The sequence below is a fragment of the Opitutaceae bacterium TAV5 genome, from assembly GCA_000242935.3.
Taxonomy (GTDB): domain Bacteria; phylum Verrucomicrobiota; class Verrucomicrobiia; order Opitutales; family Opitutaceae; genus Geminisphaera.
The window spans coordinates 3,443,573-3,464,583 of the sequence record CP007053.1; the positions used below are offsets into that span (position 1 = coordinate 3,443,573).

A 21,011-nucleotide genomic window follows, 5' to 3' on the forward strand; every position below is an offset into this window, starting at 1 on the left:
ACGAGTCCGGGTCCGGAAACATCGATGATTACCATAGGATAACGATTCCGTTTTCCGGTTTTTTCGCTATGCTGGCCGCCCATGGAATCTCTCTCCCAGGCTGCCATCGCCCGCCAGTTGCAGGTCTCGCGTTCCACCGTGAGCCATGTGCTCAACGGCCGCGGACATCTCATCCGCCCGGAGACGCGCCAGAAAGTCGAGGATGCCCTCAAGGCCAGCGGCTACCAGCGCAATGGCCTTGTCCGCGCGCTCAAGACCCGACGCAGCCATGTGGTCGGCATCATCGTGCCGGAAATCGGGCGCTCCTTTTTTTCCGAGATCATCCGCGCGGCCGAAAACGAGGCGCGCGAACATGGATTGCAGTGCTTCCTTGCGCAGAGTCACAGCGATCCCGATGTGATCGAAAAAAGCATCCTGACGATGCGCGAATACCGGGTGGACGGCATTCTCATCACGCCATCGAGTTCGACCGCAAACCCCGACCTCTACCGGCAACTCCGGAAGCAACGCTTTCCTTTCGTCCTCGTCGATTCACCGGTGCATGACGTGGAGGCGCCTTTCGTCGGCAACGACAACGTCGAGGTCGGCCGTCTCGCGACCGAGCATCTCCTCTCGCTCGGCCACCGCCGCATCGCCTGCATCCGGGGTTACAGCGAGGCCGACGTATCTGTCCAGCGGTTACAGGGATTCCGCGCCGCCTTTGTCGCCGCCGGGCTGACACCCGACGAAGCCCTCATCACCGGCGACGGGTTCCGTTTCGAATCCGGCGCCGAGGCCACGCGCACCCTCCTCGCCGCCCGCAGGCGGCACGATTTCACCGCCGTCGTCGCTCCGTCCGACCACGCCGCGCTTGGCGCGATCCAGGAACTCATCCGCGCCGGCTTCCGCGTGCCGGATGACATTTCGGTCGTCGGTTGCGCCAACGTGGACATCGCCGCCATGAGCAACCCGCCGCTCACTACGGTGGACCAGAAACCCGGGGAGATCGGCACCCGTGCCATGCGCGCGCTGATCGAGTGTATCGAAAGACAAACTACGCCGGAAGCCGTCGCCTCCGGATCATCCGCCGCCAAACCGGCCGCCGCCCGGGCCGGCGCCGCTCCCGCCGCCGTTTCCATCTTCGTGCAGCCATCCCTGCTCGTCCGTCAGAGCACGGCTGCCCTCGGCGCCACCGTCCCGGCCACGGCCTCCCGGTAATCCGCCGCCGCCGGACTCCGGCTGGCACCCGCAAGCCGGGAAAATCTTTTTTGATAAAAAATCCTTGCAATGATCATATGATAATTGAGGGTTGCGGTCTCGCCACCGCAAACGCCCGCCGCGCTCACCCCATTTTCCGCCACTGCCACCTGACGACCGATGACCGCCAAATCTTTCGCCCTCTCCGCGACCTCCGTCCCGTCGTTCTCGCCTGCTGCTCCGGGCGTCCTTCTCCCGGCTCTCGTCGTCGCTTTTCTTGTCGCCCTCTCCGGGGTTGTCTTCTCCCCGGCGGCTCGCGCTTCCGCTCCGGCTGTCGCGTCCGGTTCCGCTGAAAATCCTGATCCTGACACCCGGTGGCTCGGCGACCCCGACGCCCCTGTCGCTTCCGGCAACCCTTATCTGGCGCTCGCCCGTCGCAATGCCGCCTCCGCCGCCCGCGACGCAAAACCGGAAATTTTCTGGCTGGTCTGGGGCGCTCTCGCCGACGAAAGCGAACTGCGCGGCGACTCCGCTCTCCTGGCCAAAGCCCGCAAGGCCACCGATGACCTGGCCGCCCGGCTTGCCGCCAAGCCCAACGGCCACTGGGACATCACCATCCTCCTCGAGTGCATCCGTCTCTGGAAAAAACACGCCGCTGCCGACTCCGCCACACGGGCGCGCTGGCTCGCCGCCGCCCGCGCTTCCGTCGAGCACAACTACACCGCCAACAGAAAAGGCATCGACCGCGCTCCCGATGCCGACTGGATCACGGTTGCGCCCAACGCCCTGCTCCAGTCCGCCGCCGTCCTCGCGCTGGCCGGTGAACTGTATCCAGAAGAGCGTTACACGGATCTCGCCCGTGCCCTCGTCCGGGCGGCCGCCACGCATCAGCTTCCCGGCGGCGCCTTCTCCTACATCCGCGATTCCGGTCCCTCCTCGCTCTACTTCGGTTTCGATGCCACCTTTCTCGGCCGCTATTACCAGCTTACCCGCGACCCCGAAGCCCGCCGCATCCTCGTCGCCATGGCCCCCTACACGCACGACGCCCTCGCCAACGGCCTTTTCGAAAGCGCTTCCGCCACCTGGTGGAAACATCACTGGAGCACCGGGGGTCCCGTTCATGGCGCCGAAATCGTGGCCGGCCTCTCCGGCGATCCCGTGGCCCGCGCCCTCGCCGAACTCCGCCTTTCCGCCGCGCAGCGTTACTGGTTTTCCTATGTGGCAATGTATTTCTGGCGCGCGGACATCGACATTTCCGCCGTCCGGCCCGGCGCCGACGCCTGCCGGCTCAGCGGCAACATCAACGGCCCGCTTCTCCGCCGCGGCGACTGGCAGGTTGTCATGCCGCAGATGCCCTACGGCGACACCGCCGTCGGCGCCACGCTCACGCGGCCCGGCCTGAATCTTGGATTCGCCAACTACCTGGAAGCCGCCGCCCTTCCCGTTTTTCTCAAAGACTCCGGCAGCTACCGCGGACGCGGCGTATCGCTCTACATGATACCACCCGATGAAGCCGCCCGTCACGCCGGCCTCGTCAACGAACAGGAAGGGTGGATCGCCGCCGGTTCCGCCTTTCATCCGCGCCGCGCCGTTTTCGGCGAACCCGACGTGCCGCCGGCCGAAGGGTGGGAGCTTGCGCAAGTCTGGTTTGCCGACGCCGGCGGCCTTGCCGGCTGGCTGGAAGTCGCGCCCGACAACTCCGCCCTGGCCAAACCCGCTCCGCAACACACCCCGCGCGGCGTTCTCGTCTTCGGGCAGCCGCTCACCCGGACCGCCACCGCGCATCGCTACGAAACCGCCGGCCTCACGCTGACCCTCTCCGGTGACCGGATCGCCGGCACCCGCGCGCGCGGGAAAAACAACACCGAGGCCTGGATCGACTTCACCTCCGCCACCTCTTCTCCTGCTGCTGCCGGTTACGGGGCGACCCTCACCCGCGCCGGCCACTCCGCCGCCACGATTATCCGCGAACGCGGCCCGGCCGGCATCCTTGCCGCGCGAGTCACCCGCGAAGGCGCACCTGTAATGCTTATCCACTACAACACCGCCACCAACGAACTCCGCGTCGCGCCCGCGCCCTGACCGTTCGCCTCGCCCCCGTCCTTTTCTTCCGGTTACCGCGCCCCGCTCGCCACTCCAACTTCCGCCCGATCAGGGCCCTCCGCAAAAAACCGGATTTTCCAAAAAATTGCTTGAAATTACCATATGATCATATCTAGTTATCATAAGATAACGACCCCGATTTCCAAAACCATCCCGACCTCACCGACGAAGCATTTCCGCCCTGCGCCTCTCCCCGGTTCAAACCATCGCCCCTCGCATCCGCTACCGCATCATGAAAACAAAACGTCTCCCTCTCCTTGCCGCCGCCCTGCTTGCCGGTGTCTCGCTCCCGGCGGCCGCCCAGACTGTGCTTTCCGACACCTTCGAAACGGGCATGGACGGCTGGGTCGCCTGGGACGGCTCGGTGACCGGCTACGCTACGGTTGCCGATCCGCTGGTTCCGGCCAACACCGTGCTGAGCACGCCGCCGACCGGCCGCACCGTCACGATTCGCAAGAACACCGACACGGTTCTCAACGATTCGATGGTGCTTTCGTTCGACCTGTATTCGGGCAATGCCGGTGACAATTCGTGGAATCTGAGTGCAGCCCTGCTCACGGGCCTGGGTTCGGCCGTGCCCGGTTACGGATTTTCCATTACACCCACGACGGCGACCCTCTACAAATATCCCCAGGGCTGGAGTACGCTCAATGGTTCCGGAGCCGTTTCCCTCGGTTCCGCGTCGCTGGATTCCGGTCCACTGGCGGGCATCTGGAAGACCGATGCCTGGAACAGCCTTTCGTTGCAATGGCTCAAGGACGGCAGTTTTTCCCTCACGATCAACGGGACCGTGGTGGCAACGGGAACCGATGCCACCTACGACATCAGTGCCGCCCGCCTTGTGTACAAGAGTTTCTGCACCAACGACGCGGGCGCAGGGGTGACCGGCAGGGTTCTGCTGATGGACAACGTGCAGATTTCCGCTGTCGCTCCCATCCCCGAGCCCGCCACCGTCGCGGCGATTTTGTCGGCGGCGGTTTTCCTGATCGGCGCCGGTTGCCGCCAGCGCAACTCCCGCCGGTTCCGCTGATGCAGGACCGGCCGGATCGTTCGATTTTCCGTCATCTGTTCACCATTTCTGCCTCATGATTCTCCCCGAAACACTCCCATTGCCGGTGGCGCCACACAAAGCCGGCGCGACGCCGGCCCGGGTCGCCGGGCCGCGTCCGCTCCTCGACCGGTTGCAACCGGCGATCACCGGCGGCGGTTTCGAACTTCCGGATTACTGGGTCTGGTGTCCATCCGTGATCCGCGCCGAGGACGGCACCTATGCCATGTTCGCCTCGCGCTGGACCAAAAAACTTCCCTTTCATCCCGGCTGGTTGCTCGCCTCCGAAATTGTGCTTGCGACCTCCGCCAGTCCCGAAGGCCCCTACACGTATCATTCGACGATCCTGCCGGCCCGCGGCGCGCAGTACTGGGATGGCAAGGCCACTCACAATCCCCGCATCCTCCGCCTGCGCGATGGCGGTTACGCGCTCTATTACACCGGCATCACGCATCCTCTTCCCGACATCACGCCGGGGGAGCCGTTCGAGTTTTCCGATCCCCGCGTGGTCGCCGCCCGCGCTTCCAAGCGCGTCGGCGTGGCGTTTTCGAAATCCGTTTACGGCCCCTGGGAACGCCTCGACGAACCGATCCTGCCGACGAGGCCGGATACGTTTTACAGTTTTCTCACCTCCAACCCGGCGCCTTGCCTCACGCCCGACGGCGGTGTCACGCTCATCTTCAAATCGCGCCGCTATGAGGGCAATGTCCACGGCCGCATGCTGCTCGGCGTCGCCCGGGCGCCGGCCGGCAACCCGCGCGGCCCGTACGCGGTGCCGGGTCGCATGGAAATCGTCGGGCCCCGCGGCGAAGGGGAAGTCGAGGACCCGTTTCTCTGGCACAACGGCGCCTCGTTCGAACTCGTCGCCAAGGACATGACCGGCGCTCTTTGCGGCGAATACCATGCCGGCGTCCACGCCCTTTCGCGTGATTGCCTCGACTGGACCCTCGCTCCGCAGAAAAAGGCATATTCCCGCGAAGTGCGCTGGGACGATGGCCGGCGCGACGCCCTCGGCTCGGTCGAGCGTCCCTTTGTGCTCCTTGACGAGCAGGGCGACGCGACGCACCTGTTTGCCGCCATGGCCGACGGTCCCGGCGGCTTCCAGCAAATGACCCGCGCCTGGAATGCCTGCATCCCGCTCTCCTGAAACGCGCACCGCCCCCACCGCTTCCCGAAAACGCCAACCCTGAACTCCGGACTCCACACCGCTCTTCCCCCGCTTATGAAAACCACCCGCCATACTCTGTACCCCGGCGCTCATAGCCTGCGCGCTGCGTTCACCCTGATCGAACTCCTCACGGTCATCGCCATCATCGGCATCCTCGCCGCGATTCTGATCCCGGTCGTAGGAAGCGTCCGGGCGAAGGCCCGTGCGGCCAACTGCATCTCCAATCTTCGCCAGATGGGAAATGCCATTGTCGCCTTTGCCGCCGACAATCGTGATCTCCTGCCCGTCAACGATGCCGCCCCCGATTCCCTTTATTCTCCCGCCGGAGCGCGCTGGTACTGGCGCCTCAATCCCTATATGGGCAAGGACGTGATGGACCGGAGACGGCCCTCCCTTTTCATCTGCCCGGGCAATGACCGGCGCAGTAATCTGACCGGTGATACAGCCGTCGATTCCGACGTCAGTTACTGGTGCAATGCCCAGGTTATTCCGCGGTATGCCGGGGGTGTCTATAGCAATGCCCCCAAGGGGCCCACGAGGATGGCGAATCTCCCTCCCGACCGGATCCTTATCGCCGATCAGCCCAAAGACAAGGGAGGGTCTGACTATATGAATCATCTGAACGCCGGCGTGATCAACTCACGAAAACCGTATGGGGATGACGACAACAACGCCCGTATTCACGGTGCCGGTGTCAATGTCCTGATGAGTAACTTTGGCGTCAAATTCATGCCGGCATCGGAGGTGAACAAGACCGGGAGCGAAGTCTCCTGGTGGAAAGTGGTCCCGTAAGTCTTCGCCCCGACCGGACCAATCGCCGCCTCCCTTTTGAATGGAAGACGCGGTTTTCTTGCCATCCACGGCCCGATTGCATCACCCGTCATCCATGTTCCCGCTTTCCTTCATCCGGTCTCTCTTCCCGGGCAGCGCGCTTGCGCTCGCGGGAGTGATGTCCTCTTTTGCCGCGGTCATGCCCGACGCCGCTCCTTTCTCCGATCATCTCAACCAGCATCCCCCGCGCATTCTGCGTCACATCGGGCCGGAGGCGGATTCCTCCGCGAAGCCGCTTCCGGCCGGTGTGGTCCTTGAGCGGTTTGTGTTTGAATCGCGTATCAATGGTACGATTACTAACGAGGTTTTCTCCGTCGTCGCCCGTCCCGAAACGAAGGGGGCGAATCCACTCCCTGCGCTCCTCCTTCTCCACGGCGGCGGCGGCAACGCCACCCAGGAAACCGCGCCCGCCGCCGCCTGGGCTGCGCGCGGTTATGTCGTCCTCACGCTCGACCTCCCCGGCATCGCCAACCCGAAGGGCACGCCGCACTCCGCTGGCGAATGGACCCGGCTTCCTTACGGGGAAGGGCGCTGGACCGTCACACCCGACCTCACCGCATCGACGATCTGCCAGGGCGTATCCGCCGCGCTCGACGCCTTCGCTCTTCTCCGCGCCCGGCCCGACGTGGACCCCGCCCGCATCGGCGTCACCGGCACCTCCTGGGGCGGCTACACCACCACCATGGTCTGCGGCCTCCTCGGCGACCAGGTGCGCGCCGGTTTTTCCAATTACGGTTGCGGCTTCTATGAGGACACGACCTTCCGCGGTTCCATTTTCAAGCTGCCTGCGCCGCAACGCGAACGCTGGCTCGCGCAACTCGATGCCGGCCGCCGCGCTCCCGGCATTAAGACTCCGTTCTTTATCGCCGGCGCCACCAACGACACCTTTTTTTATCCGCCTGCCGTCGAGCGCACGCTCGCCGCAATCACCGCTCCGGGGCTTAACCGCGTTCATGCGCCCAACGCCCATCACAAGCTCCCGCTCCCCGGCGGAGTCACCGGCACCGGCGGCGCCGCCGCGATGGCGGCGGACTGGTTTGCGTTTCACCTCCAGGGCAAGGGAGAACCCTTTCCTGTCATCACCGTCGATCCCTTCTCCGCCGCTGACGCGAATCCCGTATCCGGTGATATGTTACGATTCCGCGTGCAAGGTCCGGCTCCCGTCACCGCCGCCGCCGTCTGGTATAGCCTGCCGCCCGACGAGGGTGGCTGGCCGAAGCGCGAATGGAAAGAAATCCGCGCCGTCGCGAAGGGTGACGGTCGCTATGAAGCCGTTCTCCCGTCCGGCATCGCGGAGCACGCCGGCGCGGCCTGGTTCGCGCTCGTTTCCGATGATCGCCCCGTTTCTGTCTCCAGCCGCATGATCATGCCATCCGGATAGGTTCGCCGCCTGCGCGTGATTCCCTTCGAGGCTTCGCTTTTCTCTTCATTTTTCCGCTTTCCGATACGGCCTTTTCCTGCCTCGCCGCAATCCCTGCGGAGGCCGGACCGTTTTTTCGTCCGTCCAATCACCCCCCGAAGAAACCATGAACCCGATCCCGTCCCCGTGGCGCACGCTGGCGCGTCTTTGCTGTCTGCTCATCGCGCTGCCTGCCGGCGCTGCCGTCGTCACCCAGGAAACGTTCGACACCCTGCCCACCGGTTCCCCGCCACCCGGCTGGTGGAACACGCCTTCCCAGCCCACGAGCCTGCGCGTGGCTGTCGATCCGCTCGATCCGTCCGATCATGTGCTCGCCACTCCGGGCGGCATCTCGCGCACGGTCGGCGCCTGGCACACGCTGCCGGGTTCCTCCGCGATCACGGCCGACGTCGGCCTCAGGCTCTCGTTCGACATCCACATCGCCCACGCCGGCGACAACAACTGGAACAGCCGCTGGTACCTGCAAACCGGCACGACCGACGACTACAACCGGTTCACACCCGGCTACGGCCTCTATCTTTCGCCGACGCAGGTGCGCCTCCACAAAACGGCGGGCGGAGGCTCGTCCGGCGATCCCGGCAGCGCAACCACGGTCGCCACCGCCAGCCTCGCTCCCGGCGACTGGAATGCCAACGGCTGGACGCGCGTCGAGTTCGAGTGGCTCGCCGCCGGCCGGCTCCGGCTCTCGCTCGGCGGCCGCGTGGTCGCCACCTTTACCGACCCGTCGCCGCTCGCGCCGGCCATGCGCACGCTGACGACGATCGGATTTCTCAACAACGACGCGTCGGGTCCGCCCGTATTCGAGGATGGAGTACTGCGTTACGACAACGTGTGCGTTTCGCAGGTTTTGCATCATAGCGACTTCGACACGCTCGCCATCGACGCGAACCCGTCCGACTGGTTCAGCGCCGGCGCCACGGTGACGATCCACAAGGTCGCCGCCGATCCGCTCGTCCCGGCCAACCGCGTGCTCTCCACGCCGGGCGGCTCCGTGCGCACGACCGGCGCCTTCAGCCCCGCGGCCGCGTCGACGACGATCCCGCCGGAGGTCGGTCTGCGGCTGGCTTTCGACCTGCACATCGCCGACGCCGGCGACAACAGCTGGGATACCCGCTGGTACCTGCAGGGCGGCACGACGGGCAATTACAACTGGTTCACCCCCGGCTACGGCATCTACCTGTCGCGGACACAGGCCCGCATCCAGAAAACCTCCGGCGGCGGCACCTCCGGCGATCCCGGCAGCGCGACCACGCTCGTCACCGCCAGCCTTCCGTCCGGCGCCTGGACGACCGATGGCTGGACGCGTGTGGAGTTCGTGTGGTGGCCGGATGGAGACCTCTCGCTCGCTCTCAACGGCCAGCGCGTCGCTTCGTTCACGGATGCCGCGCCGCTCGCATCCGTTTTCCGCACGCTGTCCACGATCAGCTTTGTCAACAACAACGCCGGCGGCACCGGCTTCACCGACGGCGTGTTGCGTTACGACAATTTTTCCGTCGGCGTTATCCTCCCGGCCAAGGAAAACCTCTGGTCGCTCGTCTGGTCCGCCATCGATCCGGCCAGCGGCCTGCAGGGCGATCCGGCGACCGTCGCCCGGGCGCTTGCCGCGACCGGGGCGTATGCCGACGAACTCGCCACGCGCGCCGCGGAGTACGACGAGGCCATTCTCCTGCTCGAATGCATCTATCAATGGTGGAGCACCGACGGCGGCGCCACGCCCGCCCAGCTCTCCGGCTGGCTGGCCGACGTGCGCGCTTCGGTCGAGCTGCGTTATGCGGCGAGCAACGGCGAGGTGGACGCGCCGTGGACGACGGTCAGCTATGTTCTCGAAATCCTCACCTGGGAAATCGAAGGCACCGAGGCCACCGGCAACCATCCCGTGCTGCCGGCTGCCGATCCCGTGACGGCCGGTCGCTTCAGCGTCGCGCCCGCCGCCGGCGTGCATCCGCGCATCCTGGTCAGCGCAGCGGACATGCCCGATGTCCGCGCCCGCCTGCTCGCCACCGCCTGCGGTGTGAAGGCGCGCAACGGCATCACGTCGTTTCTCGACAGCGCCATCGGCACCGGCAAACCGCTGCGCGCCGCGTGGGACCAGCTCCTCGTCGGGAACCTCAATGCCATGAATTCCGTCCTGACCGACGATGCCTGGTGGCGCGACCAGATGGGTTTTGTTGTCTGTTACGAGGCGTTCCTCGCGTTGATCGACCAGAATGCCACGCGCGGCGCCAACGGCGCCGCCGCCCTGACGACCTATGCGCAGATTACGCAAGGTCTCGCCTACAAGGCGAGCGAGGGCATCGACGAGTTCATCGGCTACGCCTATGATTTCGGCTGGGACTACATGACCCCCACCCAGCGCGACACCGTGCGCGGTATCATCGCGACCGCGACGGCGGGAAAATCATCGAGCGGGATGAATTCCCCTGCCTCTCATCGCCGGGACAACCTCAGCCCGCACGGCATGAAGCTCCTGCTCATGACGCTGGCGATCGAAGGCGAGACCGGCTACGATGCCACGATCTATCCGCGCAGCGTGTCCGTGTTGCAGGACTACCTCACCTACGGCATCGACGGGCAGGGGGCGCCGCTCGAAGACATGCATTACCTGAACTTCGGCATGGCCAAGGGCGCGCCCGCGCTGGTCGCCATGGCCCGCCGCGGCGACAACCTTTTCGGCGCCGACCATTACCGCCGGCTGTACAACTGGCAGGTGCACGCGATGGAACCGTTTGGCCGCGCCTTCTCGATGCACGACGACACCCCCGACGATGGCGGCGGCCTGCTGCCCAATTACGTCGTGATGAAGTGGGTGTGGCCGAACGATCCGATTGTGAATTTTGTCTGGAAGAATCGCGCGCATCCCGACTATTCGCGCGTTGTCGACCGTCGGGATTTGCTGATGGCCGCGCTGTTTCCCTCCGACTGGTCGGGCGCGGACAGCGACCCTGTGGCCGGCGTCGCCGCCCTCGGGCTGCCCCTGAGCTGGCAAGGTTCGGAGCGCAAGCTCTTCATCGCGCGCGACCGCTGGGACAAGGATGCGCTCGCGCTTCATGTCGAAACCAACCCCGGCCTCAAGGGGCCGGCCCACGCCCACTCCAACAGCGGCGACTTCACCCTCTCCGCGCTGGGCCGGAAGTGGGCCATCGATCGCGGCTATCATATCTCCGAATCGAAGGATCATTCGCTCATCCTGATCGACGGGGTGGGGCAGGGGTATTTTGCCGCGCCGGGCCGCTGGGTCGGGTCGAGTGACGAGCCCGGTCTCGCTCTCGCCTGCGTGGATTCGCGCTATCCGTATGCCTGGGCTTACGAATTCAAGAGCCGCATCGGGCAACCCTACCGCAATTTTCTGCCCTGGGAGCCCGAACGTTATCTCGGCGTGCGCGAGTTTTTCGCCGAGGCTGCCGAGCCCGGTTACGAGGAAACGCCGTGGAACAGCCCGGGCCTCAACTATACGTACAAGACACCGTACAATCCGCTGGCCAAGGCATTCCGGACATTCGCGCTGCGCCGGGCGACCCATCCGTACGTGCTCGTCGTGGACGATATCCGGAAGGATAACGCCGCGCACACCTACACCTGGCTGATGCAGGTTCCCGACGATCTGGAGATCAAGGAGAGCCAGTCCGGCCAAGTCGTGCTCGGCAGCACCGCTACGCCGGATGACCGCCGCCTGCTCGTGCGCATGATCGGCGCGGTGAGCGGAGCGTGGCAGCTCGAAAGCTACGACATCGCCAACTCGCCCGAGACCGGCAGGGACGAGACCTTCGGACAGGGAGTGCGGCTGAAATTCACGACGACCTCCCTGGTCGAGCCGGAGTTCCGGGTGTTGCTCTTTCCGCACCTCACCGGCGACCCGCTGCCGGCCACCACGCTCGCGTCCTCGCCCGCCACCCTGACGGTCGGCTGGACCGGCCAGCAGGATGTTTATTCCTTGGCGACCGATGCCGCCGGCCGGACGCTGCTGACACTGCAACCATGACGGCCGGCACAGAATATCGCTTACGAAAGCGGGCTCCGCACGGTCGCGCCTGCAAACCAGTCGCCCGTGATCTGGATCGAACGCGGATGGGCCGGCACGCCATACGCGTTGCGGTTGATCTGGTCGATCACCAGATGCGCCGCGGCTTGGCCGGCCTCGTGGTGATTTTGCCGGATGCCCGCCAGATCCTGCCAGCCTGCATCGAGATCGAGGTGCACGAAGCCCGCGTCATCGGGAACGTGCAGGCCGGCCTTTTTCAGGTAATCGAGCGGCGTGCGTTCGATGGCGATGATCACATCGGGCCGGTGCTTCCTGTACCATTGGAGAAATGGCTCGCGGCTCCAGCTCTCTTCCCAGTACGGAGGCGGCGCCGCCCGGCCCTTGCGGCCCGACTGTGTTGTCCATGCCTGAAATGCGGCCAAAGCCCGGTAGTCCGAACGCACGACGCGGGGAACCCGCGCCATCGCGAGCCCGATGCGGCCGTAGCCGAGCCCGGCCAGCGTTTCCATGACGATCCAGGCGTTGCGGTAGTCATCCGTGCTCGCGAAATGACACGGCAGATTGATGCGGCGGTTTCCGACCGAAGCCAGCGCGTAGTTATCCCAGCCGGACAGGCACCATTCCGGCACATCCCCTCCCTGAAACACCACGCCCGGCACGCGCCGCGTGCGCAGCCCTGCGAACAATCGTCGTGAGGACTCTCCGAAATCATCCCAGCGCAGTTTTTCGAACAGGAACCCCGCCTGCTCACACGCCGCGCGCACCCCCTCGTAACGTTCGCGTTGTGACGAACGCTCTTCGATCAGTTTTTCCGTCTGCGCCGACATCAGGCACGCGATGATGGCCCGCATCTGGCGCCGTGCCGTCGGACGCCGGTGCTGGGTCATCAATGCGGTGACGAGCGGATTGGGCCGGTACCCCGCCTGTTCGGCGACGGCCTTGATGTGTGCCCGCCGTTCCGCGGAAATCCCCGGCCGGTTGCGCAGCGCACAACTCACCGAAAACACGCTCACTCCGGCCAGCGCGGCGATGTCTCGATAGGTGGGAGTGGAGAGCGTGTTTCCCTGCATGTCGCGGGTGATTCAGACCATTGACGGGCAGCAGGCAAGAATTCGAGCGCAGATGTTTCGGTGGAGCACCCGCGTCAGGAACGGGAAAACAGCGTCTGGATATCTCTGGCCGAATGGAGCACACGGATGATTTCAACCCCTCGTTTCGACTCCCGGTAAAACACAACGTAACGGCCCAGCGGAATGCTTCGCAGCCGGGGGCGCAATTCTTCACGAGGCCGTCCCATCTGTGGATTTTCAGCCAGCCTTGAGAGCAACTGCTCCAATGCATCCAGCCATCTGACCGCTGCACCGGGGCTGTCCTGGGCGATGTAGTCCTGAATGGACGTCGCGTCCGCCAATGCGACAGGTGTGAGGTGGTAACGGCTCACCTGGACGGGCGAAGTCTGTCGCGCAGGGACTTGATTGCCGAAGGCCCGGAGATCAGCTCGCCCCGGTCCGCTTGCGAGAGGCCCACATCAAGATCGTTGAGCAATTCGTCACGTTCGCCGCCGAGAATATCGTCTTGCGTTGCGAGCCAGCGGAACAACTCCTGCCGCTCCGGTAACGGCAATTGTCCGGCTGATTGTTTGATCTCGGCCACTGTGTTCATGGTTTCCAAGCTACGCATCCGAACCCGAAAAACAAATCCGATTTTCGGGGATGGTTTCAAGCGGCGCCAGACTGTCACTGACAAGGGAAACATGTGACGGAGCAACGATCAATAACGTGTTATGAATCACCGGACTTGTTCGCCAGCCACCCGGTTTCATTGATACCCGCAGGCATCCCTTCGTCACGGCGATGCCGTTTCTCCACTGACAACGAATATCAGGCACACCATGAAAAACTACTCCTCCCTCACTGCATGCGCACACCCGGTCATCCGGTTTTCAGTCCCGATTATCACGATGGCTGCGGCCTTCGCCGCCTTGATGGCAGCTCCGTCGGCCCTTGCCTGGACACCGGTCAACGAATCCTTCACCGGCACGGCTATTCCGGCCTCCCTGACCCGGGGCGGCAGCGCCGGCTCCTGCGACGCCGGTGCGGACGGCGTGCTCACGCTCTCCACCGCCACGACCAACTATCAGACAAGCTACGTGCGCACCGCCGCCACCGATTTCACCTGGGCCAAGGACATCAACAAGGAGACGCCCGTCACGTATCAGTTTACTCTGGCCACTCCCTTTTCCGGCACCGGGCGCGTCATGCTCTACCTCATCGGCGGCACTGCCGACTCCGCCCTGCTCGATGTGGCGGACCCGGCCAATGCACGCACCTATGTCATGGGACTCTGCCTGACGTGGGATTCGCCATCGTCCACTTATAATGTGGATTTTTACCAGAAGACCCAAAACAACATCGCATTGGTCGCCGGGACAAAAATCGCATCGCTGGCGGGTATCGATCCCGCCACGACAACCTTCGGCTTCACGCTGGATGGTGAGGCCAGCACGGTGAAACTTTTTGCCGGCTCCACCTCCTCGGAATCCAAAACCGTCAGCGGCACCGGTTTTACCGGGCAGACCGCCGCGTATCTCCAGATGATGAATGTCGGCGGCAACACGGCCAATGCCGCCACGTTCTCCGGTTTTGCCATCGTCCCGGCTTCGACCATTCCCGAACCTGCGCATGCAGCCTTGCTCGCGGGAGCCGGATTGCTTGTCTTGTGCGTGTGGCGCCGTCACGTAGCCCGCTGATCAACCGCCCCCACCCTTTGCCTTTCTCCCGCATTTCAGCCCAACCCATGACCTCGACCCAAGACCCGTTCGCGCTCGGCGCGATGTACTGGCCCGATCCCCACGCCACCCGCGAAACGCTCGTTGCCGACATGCGCCGTATCCGGGCTCATCATTTCTCCGTGATCCGTTCGTTCATTTCGTGGGAACATCTCGAGGAGAATCGAGGGGCTTTCGATTTCACCCTGTATGACAACCTCTATGACGCCGCCCGGGAAGCCGGTATCCGGATCGCCCAGACCCTCGGCGTCTATCCGCCGTTCTGGATGAGCGACGAACTCCGCCGCAAAAACCTCTTCACCACCGACCGCTACCAGTGCCTCGATATTCCCGATTTCTACAAACCGTGCGCGCGCTTTATCCGAGCGGTTGTTCGCCGCTACCAGGATCATCCGGCGCAATTCATGTGGTTTGTCTGGAATGAACCCGTCAAACGTCCCTGCACCTGTCCGCACACCGGGAAAAAATTTGGCCGCTGGCTTCGTGAAAAATACGGTTCCATAAAAGACCTCCGGGCCGAATGGGGACGCGAAAACCACGTCTTCAATTCCACGCTCGCGCCCGCCAGCTTCGACACGCTCGACCTTCCGCTGCTCGCCGCCACGCTTTTCTCCGAAAAACGCAACTACCCCTGGATTCTGGACTGGCTTGCCTTTGCGCAGGACAACCTCGCCGAAAATATCCGCTGGATCGCCGACGAAATCCGCGCCATCGACAAAGTCCACCCCACCCACGCCAACCCCAACCAGCTCCTCTACAACGGCACCTGGAGCGGCGCACATCCATGGAAAATCGCAGCCTCCGTCGATTCCGTAGGGGCCTCCGTCCATCCCTGCCACTTTTACGAACGCGCTCTTACGACCACCGACCCGCTCATTTTTGATCCCCACGCTTCCTATGCGTATATGAACGACCTCATGCGCAGCGCCGCCGGCGGAAAGGATTTCTGGGTCTCCGAGCTCCAGGCAGGGCCCAACATCAACTCCGGTCACCGCCCGTTTTCCCCGACCGCCGCCAATATCAAGGCATGGATCTGGCAGGCCGTCGGCAAAGGCTCCAGCGGCCTCCTCTTCTGGCTCTGGCAGGCCTGGCGCAGTTCCTGGGAGTGTGGTGAATTCAGCCTCGTTGACGGCGTTGATGGTTCCGATACCGACCGCTCCCGCGCCGCTTCCGCCGCTGGCGCGATCCTGGACAAACACCGCGATCTCGTCACCGCTGCCAAACCCGTGCCCGCCCGGGTTGCCCTTCTCTACTCCCCCGAATCGCAGTCGCTCGCATTCCGTGAAGAGAAAAGCGAATGGACAACCCGTGCCATGGTCGGCTGCTACACCGCGCTCTGGCGGCACAACATCGCGGTCGATTTCGTGACGCCCGACGACATCGCCTCCGGGGCGCTCGATCCCGCACGCTACAAGGTTCTCTATGCGCCTTACGCCAAACTCGTCACGGCCGAAACCGGAGCGCATATCGCCCGCTATGTGCACGAGGGCGGCGCCCTCTGGGCCGACGGGCATTTCGCGTATCGCGGCGCGCATTCACATCTCCATGACACCAATCCCGGCGCCGGACTCGCGGCGGTCCTCGGCTGCAAGGAAAGCAATCTGCTGGTGGAAAAAGACTTTTTCTCCTTCAGTCAGACGTCCCCCCGTCGCCGGAAAATCCAGGGCTGGCTTTTCGGCCAGTGTCTGACTCCGGTCTCTCCCGACGCCCGCATCCGGGCCCGTTATGCCGATGGCCATGCGGCCGCGATCTCCGGTCTTTACGGAAAGGGACGCACTTTCATGGTCGGAACGTATCTGTGCATCGGATACCAGAGGAAACCCGATCCCGGAGCCGAATCCCTTATCGTCGATTTTGCGCGGGAATGCGGCGTGGCGCCGCGCGCCGTCGTGCAGGGAGATCCGCTGGAAGTCAATGTCCTGTCGGCAGACACCCACGACCTGCTGGTTGTCACCAATCATGCTGCCCGGTCCGCCACCGCGCGCATTACGGTGAATCCGGCAATCCGTTATCAGGAACTGATCAACCTCGAAACCGGGAAAACGCTCTCATCACCCAAGGGACCGTCAAAAAACGCGGTGATTTCCGTTCGTCCCGACGCTCACGACACGCTTGTCCTCCTCGCTCGCAAGGTTTGACGGTGTGTCGGGAAACAGCGTTTCGCGCAGCGTGCGGTGGTCCAGCTTCGCGGGCGTGCATCCGTCGCGCAGGCACAAGGCCGCCGCCACCCCGGTCGCCTCGCCCGTCTGGTTGCAGTTGACCATCACCCGTACACCGCCAAAGGCCTCGCGATCGGCATCGAGCAGTCGCCCCGCGACCAGCAGGTTTTCCGCCCCTTCCGGCACAAGGCTGCGAAACGGAATCCGGTAAAACAGCGGCGTGTTCGCATTCTCCGCGGCTCTCCAGCGGCGTTCCGAGACAGAACCATCGAGCGCCACGAGTTTTTCCGTGCCATCGAGGTAGCGCAGCAGCGTGCCTTTCGGGGAATGCACATCCACCGGATACGTTCCGACAGCCACGGTATCAGGGAAATCGACACCGCTCAGCAACTCGTCGGCGGTGAGCCTGTGCAGGCATGTTGCATGCCATGTTTCCCGCACGCCGATCGCATGAGGATGGGACAAGGCCGTAACCACACCCGCTCCCCCGCGGCCTTTTCCACACACGGCCCGGATCATATCGAGCAACGCCCGTTGCCGCCGGCGTCCTTCTGTCAGCGCCGCCGTGAGCTGATCGGCGTCGGAAGCATCCACGCCATTGAGCCGCGCTCCGAAAACATTGCAGACGTCGGCCGATGCCGGCGCCGGATAGTCGAAGAACCAGGGGCTGGCATTGTCTGTCGGATAGCCGAACTCCGGAGCCCGGGACCGCACCTCTGTCCAGATATTCCGGATTTTCCCTCCAAAATCCGCTGACAGCGCGCCGAGTCCGGCGACGAGTTGCTGATAACTCACCGGCTGCAACCGTGTATTTTGCCAGGCGGCGAAACCCGACCGCCGCAACAAATCCCCGTCACCGGACGCATCGATAAAAAACTCCGCCCGGATCGCCCGCCGCCCGCTCTTGTCCTCGATCACGGCTGCCGTGACCTTCCTGCCGTTCCGGATTCCCGCCACGCAACGCGCCGAAAGAAACACACGGATGCCGGCATGTTCGCGGACCAGTTCATCCAGTTCCGTGGCCAGCTCCGCACTGTTGAAACGGAACCGCGTGTCCGCCCGCCCCGGCAAGGTCTCGATCACGGCATCCCGCCGCCGCAGCCGGTCGATGACCTCTACGGTCAACCCGCCGATCACCCGCCGTTCCCCCCGGGCATCGGCCAGCGAATGCCATTCGTTGACCTGGGACGCGGTCGCCGATCCGCCCAGAATCACACCCTGTTCCACCAGCGCCACGCGCAGCCCTGCCCGCGCCGCGCGTACCGCGGCGAAAACACCCGTGCAGGAACCGCCCACGACGCATACCTCCGCGTCAAAGGCCACCGGTACACGACGTGCCGGTTCCACGATGCAATCGATCCCGTCCGACGGCTCCGGCCCGTTGCCATTGCTGTGAGTGACACCCGATTTGCGCATCCCGTAACCCTGCGATCCATCCCGGCACGGCCAATCATCGATACATTCACAAAACGCACGAAAACATGCAGGCCAGCACGAATCGCGGTTCCCTCCTTCCTCCCGGTTGCAAAACTGTCCCGCGCCTCTAGACCCGGCACATGCTTTTCCCGCTCGACCAGCTCGAACACCTCCTCCGCGCCCCGCTCCAGATTATCTGCACCTGTCGCGAAACGTTCAGCGGCCACCGCACGCGTGACGAGCACCTCGTTTCCCACCGCTACATCCGCATTCTCAAAGGCAGCCTCACCTACACGATCGACGGCAATGACGCCCGGCTCGACGAGGGTGCCATCTTTTTTGTCCCCCGCCACGCTCACCGCTACTGGCGTGTACCCGAAGGCGAAGTCTGCGAACTCGTCTGGTGTCAGTTCGATGCCCCCGGCTTCGATCCCGGCACCGGCACGCTCTACCTCGCCGATGACAGCAGACGCAGCCTCGAAAAGGCGTCACTGCTTCGCATGCTTCGCCTCTGGACTTTTCCCGGATACATGCGTGCCAGCCCGCATGGCGATCCTGCGCTTCCTCGTGAAATCGCCCTGCAACTCGAAGGCGAACTCAAGGCCAGCATGGTGCGTTTCTGGGTCTCCGCCCGCCCCTGGGACCCGGCCAAAGATCAGGCCCCGGCCGGTTCTGCCAGCCGCCGTCGCGTGCATCCCTCCGTGCGGCGCGGTCTGACCTGGCTGGAAGAAAACTTTCGCCGTCCCGACGCGATAAAACTCCTCCACGCCGAGATCCTCGACGTGAGTCCGAACCATTTCCGGCTCCTGTTCAGCCGCTATGCCGGGCACAGTGTATCTGCGCATCTGTTACAACTGAGGATGCGCGAAGCCATGACCCTTCTCCAGACCACCACCTTGAGCATCAAGGAGATCGCGGCTCGTGTGGGGTTCAGCGACCCGCTCTATTTTTCCCGTCGCTTCCACGAACACTGGGACGTCGCCCCCACCGCGCTCCGCAAGTAGACGTAACCGGCATCACACGGCGGCGCTTCCCTCTCCGGGCGCACCTCTATCGGAGTTTTCTCCATATCTTCATTCCCCCTGTGCATGGACTTCGGCTGGAGGCGTCAAGCCAGGCGGCCCAGATTTCTGTTCCCGTCGGTGGAACGATCCGCGGCGATACACCTCCCGCAGACACTCCGGACGACAACCCGCCAATCACCACTCCAACATATTGCCATGAATAACCCGCTCCTCAAAACTGCATCCCTCGCCATCATCCTGACAGGCGCCCTCGCCTGCACCGCCCGCGCCGAACAGCTCTTCGACTGGACAACCGCCACGGAAGGCACGGACATCTTTGCCGCCGGCGGCAGCGGTACCGGCGCCGGTGGTACAGGGAGCGGGAAGTTTTTCTACGGTGGCAGCAACCCCATTCCCGTGCCCCACACCAAACTCCAGTTCCAGAACGGCGTGACGACTGCCAACACGCTCGATTATTTTGTCGGCAAATTCAACTCCCGGTCGCTTACCACTGTCGGCGACACGCTCAGCCTCAGCTTCACCGCCACGATCACCAATCTTCGCACCGACATCGGGCAAACCCTGCGCTTCGGACTTTTCAACACGACCGGCACGACCAATGGCTTTGGCAACGCGACCGGCTATCGCGCAGACTACGGAGCCAGCAACAGCGGCAATGGAATACGCGAGCGCACGGGGACGAACGACGTCCTGTGGTCCACCGGCACGGTGTCTCCTCTGGTCGGCGATCAGGATTCGTCGAACTTCACCTTCACGCCTGCCAACGGCGTCGCATACACCGGCTCCTTCACGATCGAGCTGCTCTCCGGCAATCGCGTCGCCGTCACCTCGCAAATCGGCAGCGTCACCGCCACCAGCATCATCGATGACGCGACTCCCTTCACGACCTTCAACGCCTTCTCCTTCCTCATCATCAACGGTACTGAGCGTTCCGACATCAATTTTTCCAACCTCTCCGTCGATTTCACCGCCGGCTCGACCATCCCGGAGCCTTCCACATGGACCCTCCTTGCCGGAGCCTCGGTTGTCGTCCTTGCGGCGATGCTTCGCAAATTCCGGAAACATCCATGATCCGCAGAGGCATTTTTCCTGCTTCTGATTGTGCATCTGCGTGCGCCTGCGATCTTCATTGCCGGGCATAACGTGTTATCGATCAGAATGCTTGTCCCCTGTTGTCACCCGACCTTTCAATCCTGCCGTTATGAAAAAACACCTCCACCTGCCCCCTCGTGCTTTCACGCTGATCGAGTTGCTTACGGTCATTGCCATCATTGGCATCCTGGCTGCGATCATCATTCCCACGGTCGGGCGCGTGCGGCAATCGGCCCGCGCCGCGCAATGCGTTTCGCATCTCCGACAACTCGGCACCGCTTTCAATCTCTTTGCCGACGAAAGCAAAGGAATGTTTCCGATGCGTTATCATGACGGTACAACCCAGACCAATCCCAACTACGAAAAAACCTGGATGATGCAGCTCGCTCCTTACATCGGCATCGCAGACGGACGGATCGGGGTTACACTTGATGAAACCAAAAACGTCGGTGTTCTTGTCTGCCCTGCCTGGCGATGGCCCGATCTGAATCCGCCTGCGACCGAGCGCAATCAATCCTACGCGTACAACACGCAAATCCGTCAGCCAGGTGATAATACTGCTCTCGCCTATCAACGCAGCGCGATCGCGACGCCTTCGAAAAACTTCCTCGTCATCGAAGTTGACCGAAACGGAGAAACCGGAGGCTCTGCCGACGTCGTGCGTCGCCATCCCGGCGACCGTGCCAACTATCTCTTTGTCGATGGTCACATCGAATCCATCCAGGGAATCATTCCGGGAAGCGATCCGCGTTTCAAGTTGACCAACTGACACCATCGTCCCTCCTGAATCTGTCACATTTTATCGA

At 63.6% G+C, this 21,011-nt stretch carries 16 protein-coding genes; 12 read left to right on the top strand and 4 right to left on the bottom strand.

Annotation, left to right across the window (positions count from 1 at the left end):
- The first annotated feature begins 81 nt into the window (after positions 1-81).
- The 7 genes from OPIT5_14810 to OPIT5_14840 all read left to right on the top strand — a co-directional run bounded on the left by OPIT5_14810 (position 82) and on the right by OPIT5_14840 (position 11,725).
- Complete coding sequence (locus OPIT5_14810) at positions 82-1,197, top strand: XRE family transcriptional regulator (protein AHF91291.1); 1,116 nt, start codon at positions 82-84, stop codon at positions 1,195-1,197.
- A gap of 159 nt (positions 1,198-1,356) precedes the next feature.
- A complete protein-coding gene (locus OPIT5_14815; GenBank protein ID AHF91292.1) occupies positions 1,357-3,258 on the top strand; it encodes a hypothetical protein in 1,902 nt (633 codons plus the stop codon).
- Between the two features lie 253 nt (positions 3,259-3,511).
- A complete protein-coding gene (locus OPIT5_14820; protein ID AHF91293.1) occupies positions 3,512-4,309 on the top strand; it encodes an anchor protein in 798 nt (265 codons plus the stop codon).
- A 55-nt stretch (positions 4,310-4,364) separates the two neighbouring features.
- Positions 4,365-5,474 carry a hypothetical protein gene (locus tag OPIT5_14825; GenBank protein AHF91294.1) on the top strand — a complete coding sequence of 370 codons (1,110 nt, stop codon included), beginning with the start codon at positions 4,365-4,367 and terminating at the stop codon, positions 5,472-5,474.
- 117 nt (positions 5,475-5,591) lie between these two features.
- Entirely contained in the window at positions 5,592-6,287 is a 696-nt protein-coding gene (locus OPIT5_14830) for a hypothetical protein (GenBank protein ID AHF91295.1), read from the top strand.
- Between the two features lie 94 nt (positions 6,288-6,381).
- Positions 6,382-7,707 carry a dipeptidyl aminopeptidase gene (locus tag OPIT5_14835; protein AHF91296.1) on the top strand — a complete coding sequence of 442 codons (1,326 nt, stop codon included), beginning with the start codon at positions 6,382-6,384 and terminating at the stop codon, positions 7,705-7,707.
- A 145-nt stretch (positions 7,708-7,852) separates the two neighbouring features.
- Positions 7,853-11,725, top strand: a complete 3,873-nt coding sequence (locus tag OPIT5_14840) for a hypothetical protein (protein ID AHF91297.1) — start codon at positions 7,853-7,855, stop codon at positions 11,723-11,725.
- A 20-nt stretch (positions 11,726-11,745) separates the two neighbouring features.
- On the opposite strand, the gene OPIT5_14845 is transcribed toward OPIT5_14840, so the two are convergent.
- The 3 genes from OPIT5_14845 to OPIT5_14855 all read right to left on the bottom strand — a co-directional run bounded on the left by OPIT5_14845 (position 11,746) and on the right by OPIT5_14855 (position 13,387).
- The gene (locus tag OPIT5_14845) at positions 11,746-12,795 is read right to left on the bottom strand and encodes a LacI family transcriptional regulator (GenBank protein ID AHF91298.1); all 1,050 of its coding nucleotides are present in this window, start codon (positions 12,793-12,795) and stop codon (positions 11,746-11,748) included.
- A 74-nt stretch (positions 12,796-12,869) separates the two neighbouring features.
- The gene (locus tag OPIT5_14850) at positions 12,870-13,166 is read right to left on the bottom strand and encodes a plasmid stabilization protein (protein AHF91299.1); all 297 of its coding nucleotides are present in this window, start codon (positions 13,164-13,166) and stop codon (positions 12,870-12,872) included.
- On the bottom strand, positions 13,163-13,387 hold the full coding sequence (locus OPIT5_14855; GenBank protein ID AHF91300.1) for a hypothetical protein: 225 nt from the start codon (positions 13,385-13,387) through the stop codon (positions 13,163-13,165). The genes OPIT5_14850 and OPIT5_14855 overlap by 4 nt, the downstream gene beginning before the upstream one ends.
- Before the next feature lie 229 nt (positions 13,388-13,616).
- Between OPIT5_14855 and OPIT5_14860 the strand changes: the two genes are divergently transcribed.
- Both OPIT5_14860 and OPIT5_14865 read left to right on the top strand, forming a co-directional pair.
- Positions 13,617-14,474: an anchor protein gene (locus OPIT5_14860; protein AHF91301.1), complete on the top strand. Its 858-nt coding sequence runs from the start codon at positions 13,617-13,619 to the stop codon at positions 14,472-14,474.
- Between the two features lie 47 nt (positions 14,475-14,521).
- Entirely contained in the window at positions 14,522-16,651 is a 2,130-nt protein-coding gene (locus OPIT5_14865) for a beta-galactosidase (GenBank protein AHF94412.1), read from the top strand.
- On the opposite strand, the gene OPIT5_14870 is transcribed toward OPIT5_14865, so the two are convergent.
- The gene (locus tag OPIT5_14870) at positions 16,580-18,088 is read right to left on the bottom strand and encodes an FAD-dependent oxidoreductase (GenBank protein AHF91302.1); all 1,509 of its coding nucleotides are present in this window, start codon (positions 18,086-18,088) and stop codon (positions 16,580-16,582) included. The two genes, OPIT5_14865 and OPIT5_14870, sit on opposite strands and share 72 nt — an antisense overlap.
- A 140-nt stretch (positions 18,089-18,228) precedes the next feature.
- Between OPIT5_14870 and OPIT5_14875 the strand changes: the two genes are divergently transcribed.
- The 3 genes from OPIT5_14875 (at position 18,229) to OPIT5_14885 (ending at position 20,974) form a co-directional block, all read left to right on the top strand.
- Positions 18,229-19,092: an AraC family transcriptional regulator gene (locus tag OPIT5_14875; protein AHF91303.1), complete on the top strand. Its 864-nt coding sequence runs from the start codon at positions 18,229-18,231 to the stop codon at positions 19,090-19,092.
- A 216-nt stretch (positions 19,093-19,308) separates the two neighbouring features.
- Positions 19,309-20,184: an anchor protein gene (locus OPIT5_14880; GenBank protein ID AHF91304.1), complete on the top strand. Its 876-nt coding sequence runs from the start codon at positions 19,309-19,311 to the stop codon at positions 20,182-20,184.
- Between the two features lie 130 nt (positions 20,185-20,314).
- Positions 20,315-20,974, top strand: coding sequence for an N-terminal cleavage protein (locus OPIT5_14885; GenBank protein AHF91305.1), 660 nt, complete (start codon positions 20,315-20,317; stop codon positions 20,972-20,974).
- Positions 20,975-21,011 lie beyond the last annotated feature (37 nt).